The organism is Amycolatopsis sp. NPDC058278 (assembly GCF_042881395.1).
Lineage (GTDB): Bacteria > Actinomycetota > Actinomycetes > Mycobacteriales > Pseudonocardiaceae > Amycolatopsis.
On the sequence record NZ_JBHVXZ010000055.1, the window covers coordinates 59,375 to 62,952 of the forward strand.

The window sequence follows — 3,578 nt, forward strand, 5'->3', positions numbered from 1 at the left end:
TGGACGGGCACCTCCCCCCCCTACGGCCGGGTCACCGGGATGCGGCAGGCACAGTCGGACCGGGGGCCCACGCCGGCGTTCGCGCTGGCGGCCGCGGGCGACCTGTCCTTGGTCCACCCGTCGCCGAGCGCGACCACGCTCTGGTACCACGTCGGCAAGCTCGGCGCGGACGGCGAAATCACGTGGCAGGCGAGTCACCAGTACGACAACGGCGTGCTGCCGACGGTCGCCTTCACCGACGCGACGCACCTGCGGGAGATCCACCGGAGCCAGAGCGGCAGCCAGAACTGGGACTGGGACGGCGTGCTCGCGGGCACGACGGTGGCGTGGACGGGCAACGCCAAGACCTCCGACGCGCGGTTCGCCAAGGCGACGGGCACCAGCGCCGGGCGCACCGTGTCCGTGTGGACCGGCGCCGACGGGCCGACTTCGGCGCAGACACTGCGTGCCGACACCGACCGGGCCGGCGGTGACCGGATCCGCTACCGGCAGGTCGCGTTCGACGAGTTCCAGCAGGGTGACAGCGCGGAGCTGCAGCAGGGTGCGCTGTTCTACGGCGCGCCCGCGACGGAATCGGCGTTCATCACCGCGGCCCGGCAGGCGGGCAAGCTGGTCCGCGGCTGGGACTTCGACTCCGCGGACCAGGCCACCACGCCCCTGGCGAACTACCCGGCGACCAACCACCCGTACGACAGCTGGTACCAGACGCTGCTGACGCAGCACGGCGCCGTCGAGTAGGCCACCGTCAGCGCTTCGCCAGGGACCGGTAAGCGGCTCTGGCGAAGCTCGGCGGCATGAAGAACCTGACCGTCCTGATCTCCGGCGCCAGCATCGCCGGCCCCGCCCTCGCCTGCCGGCTGGCCCGGTACGGCTGCACCGTCACCGTCGTCGAACGCGCGCCCGCGCTGCGGCCCGGCGGCCAGGCCGTCGACTTCAAGGGCGCCACCCACCGGACCGTCCTGGACCGGATGGGCATCCTCGACGACGTCTTGGCGCAGCGGACCGGCGGGCAGGACCAGACGATCGTCGACGCCGCCGGACGCGTGCGGGCGGTGATCCCCGGCGAGTTCACCGGCGGCGAGATCGAGATCCGCCGTGGCGACCTCGCGGAAATCCTGTACGCGCACACGGACTGCGAGTACCTCTTCGGCGACACCATCACGTCCTTGACCGAGACCGCGGACGGTGTCGACGTCACCTTCGCCCACGCCGAGCCGCGCCGGTTCGACCTCGTCGTCGGCGCCGACGGCATCCATTCGAACGTCCGGCGCCTCGCGTTCGGCCCGGAACGCGACTACGTGCGCCACCTCGGCTACCACTACGCCCTGGCCGAGCTCGGCGAAGACATCGCCGACGGCGAAGCGGCGATGTACAACGAACCGGGCCGGATGGCCGCCGTCGGCGGTCCGAAGGCCTCGGCGTTCTTCGTCTTCGCCTCGCCCGAGCTCGACTACGACCGCACCGACACCGAGAAGCAGCGGCAGCTGCTGATGGACGCCTACCGGGGCGGCGGCTGGCGGCTGCCCGAACTGATGGCCCGGGTCCCGCAGGCCCGCGAGTTCTACCTGGACTCGCTCAGCCGCGTCACGATCGACCGCTACTCCCGCGGCCGGATCGTGCTGCTCGGCGACGCGGCCTACGGCAACACCCTCGGCGGCTTCGGGACCGGCCTGGCGGTGGTCGGCGCGTACGTGCTCGCCGGGGAGCTGCGCGAGGCCGCGGGCGACCACCGGGTCGCGTTCGCCCGCTACGAAGAGCTGATGCGGGACTACGCGAAGGTCTCGCAACGCGGCAGCGCCGGACCGTTCCTGGCGCCGCCGTCCCCGCTCCGGATCAAGCTCCGGGACTGGACGTTCAAGTCCCGTTTCCTGCTCGGCCTGATGCTCAAGGCGACCGACAAGTTCGCCACGGACATCGAGCTGCCGGACTACGCCTCGGAGTCGTAGGCCAGGCGCAACTCACGTGATCCAGCCCGGATCCCGCGTGATCGAGGCCGGAACTCGCGTGATTGAAGCCGGAACTCGCCGGTTACGGCTCCCATCACGCCGGATCCGGCTTCAATCACGCCGGTTACGGCTCCCATCACGCCGGATCCGGCTTCGATCACGTGAGTTACGGCTTCGCGCGCCTACGCCTCGGGGTCGTAGGCCAGGTTCGGCCGCAGCCACTGCTCGACTTCGGCGATCTCGACGCCCTTGCGGCGGGCGTAGTCCTCGACCTGGTCGCGGCCGAGCCGGCCGACGGTGAAGTACTTCGAGTCCGGGTGGGCGAAGATCAGCCCGGACACGCTCGCCGCCGGTGTCATCGCGTACGACTCGGTCAAGGCCATGCCCAGCTCGCCCGCTTCCAGGAGCTCGAACAGCTCGCGCTTCTGGCTGTGGTCGGGGCTGGCCGGGTAGCCGAGCGCCGGGCGGATGCCGCGGAACCGCTCCGCGTGCAGGTCCTCGAGCTTCGGCTGGGCGTCCGGCTCGAACCAGTCGCGGCGGGCACGCAGGTGGATGTGCTCGGCGAACGCCTCGGCGAGCCGGTCGGCCAGCGCCTTGACCATGATCGCGCGGTAGTCGTCCTGCTCGGCTTCGTACCGCTTGGCCAGCGCCTCGGCGCCGTGGATGGCCACCGCGAAGCCGCCCAGGTGGTCGCCGACCGGAGCGATGTAGTCGGCCAGGCAGCGGTTCGCGCGGTCGGCGGGCTTCGCCGTCTGCTGCCGCAGCATCGGGAACTTGACGTGCGCGTACGCGCCTTCGAGCAGGATGTCGTCGCCTTCGCTGTGCGCCGGCCAGAACGCATACGCGCCCTTCGCGGTGAAACTGCCTTCGGCGATGATCTGGTCGAGCAGGGTGTTCGCGTCGTCGAACAGCTCGCGGGCGACCGGCTGCTCCAGGATGGCCGGGTACTTGCCCTTGAGCTCCCAGGCCAGGAACAGGAACTGCCAGTCGACCATCTCGCGCAGTTCCGCGATGCCCGGCTCGAGCACGCGGACGCCGGTGAACTCCGGCGTCGGCAGGCCGTCGAAGGCGACCTTCTCGGGGTTCGCGCGGGCCTGTTCGAGGGTGAGCATCGGGCGGCGCTGCTTGTTCGCGTGCTGCTCGCGCAGCACCTCCTGGTCGGCCCGGTTCTTTTCCGCCAGCACGATCGAGCGGTCCGGGTCGAGCAGGTCGGACACCACGCCGACCACGCGCGACGCGTCGAGCACGTGCACCGTCGCGTTGTCGTAGGCCGGGGCGATCTTGACCGCCGTGTGCTGGCGGGACGTCGTCGCGCCGCCGATGAGCAGCGGCAGCTTCAGCCCGCGCCGCTGCATCTCGGTGGCGACGTTGACCATCTCGTCGAGCGACGGTGTGATCAGCCCGGACAGCCCGACCGCGTCGGCGCCCTCGGTGACCGCGGTGTCGAGGATCTTCGCCGCCGGCACCATCACACCGAGGTCGATCACCTCGTAGTTGTTGCAGCCCAGCACCACGCCGACGATGTTCTTGCCGATGTCGTGGACGTCGCCCTTGACCGTGGCGAGCACGACCTTGCCCTGGCCGTTCGACACCGCGGCCCGGCCCGCGAGCCGGGCCTCCTCCTTCTCGGCC

Annotated in this window: 2 protein-coding genes and 1 pseudogene; 2 read left to right on the top strand and 1 reads right to left on the bottom strand. The window is 71.0% G+C overall.

The genetic code is table 11. The features are described 5' to 3' along the window. Together ACFVYA_RS27095 and ACFVYA_RS27100 are read left to right on the top strand one after the other, a co-directional pair. Positions 1-738 (top strand): annotated as a pseudogene (locus ACFVYA_RS27095) (hypothetical protein); the annotation flags it as partial. Positions 739-794: 56 nt separating this feature from the next. Further along, positions 795-1,946, top strand: coding sequence for an FAD-dependent monooxygenase (locus ACFVYA_RS27100; RefSeq protein WP_387048911.1), 1,152 nt, complete (start codon positions 795-797; stop codon positions 1,944-1,946). 182 nt (positions 1,947-2,128) lie between these two features. On the opposite strand, the gene ACFVYA_RS27105 is transcribed toward ACFVYA_RS27100, so the two are convergent. Next, positions 2,129-3,578, bottom strand: a 1,450-nt coding sequence (locus tag ACFVYA_RS27105) for a vitamin B12 dependent-methionine synthase activation domain-containing protein (protein ID WP_387048913.1), incomplete at its 5' end; no start/stop codon positions are given.

Coding starts and splice junctions, on each gene's coding strand:
- ACFVYA_RS27100 (WP_387048911.1), top strand. CDS start 795: ATGAAGAACCTGACCGTCCTGATCTCCGGCGCCAGCATCGCCGGCCCC.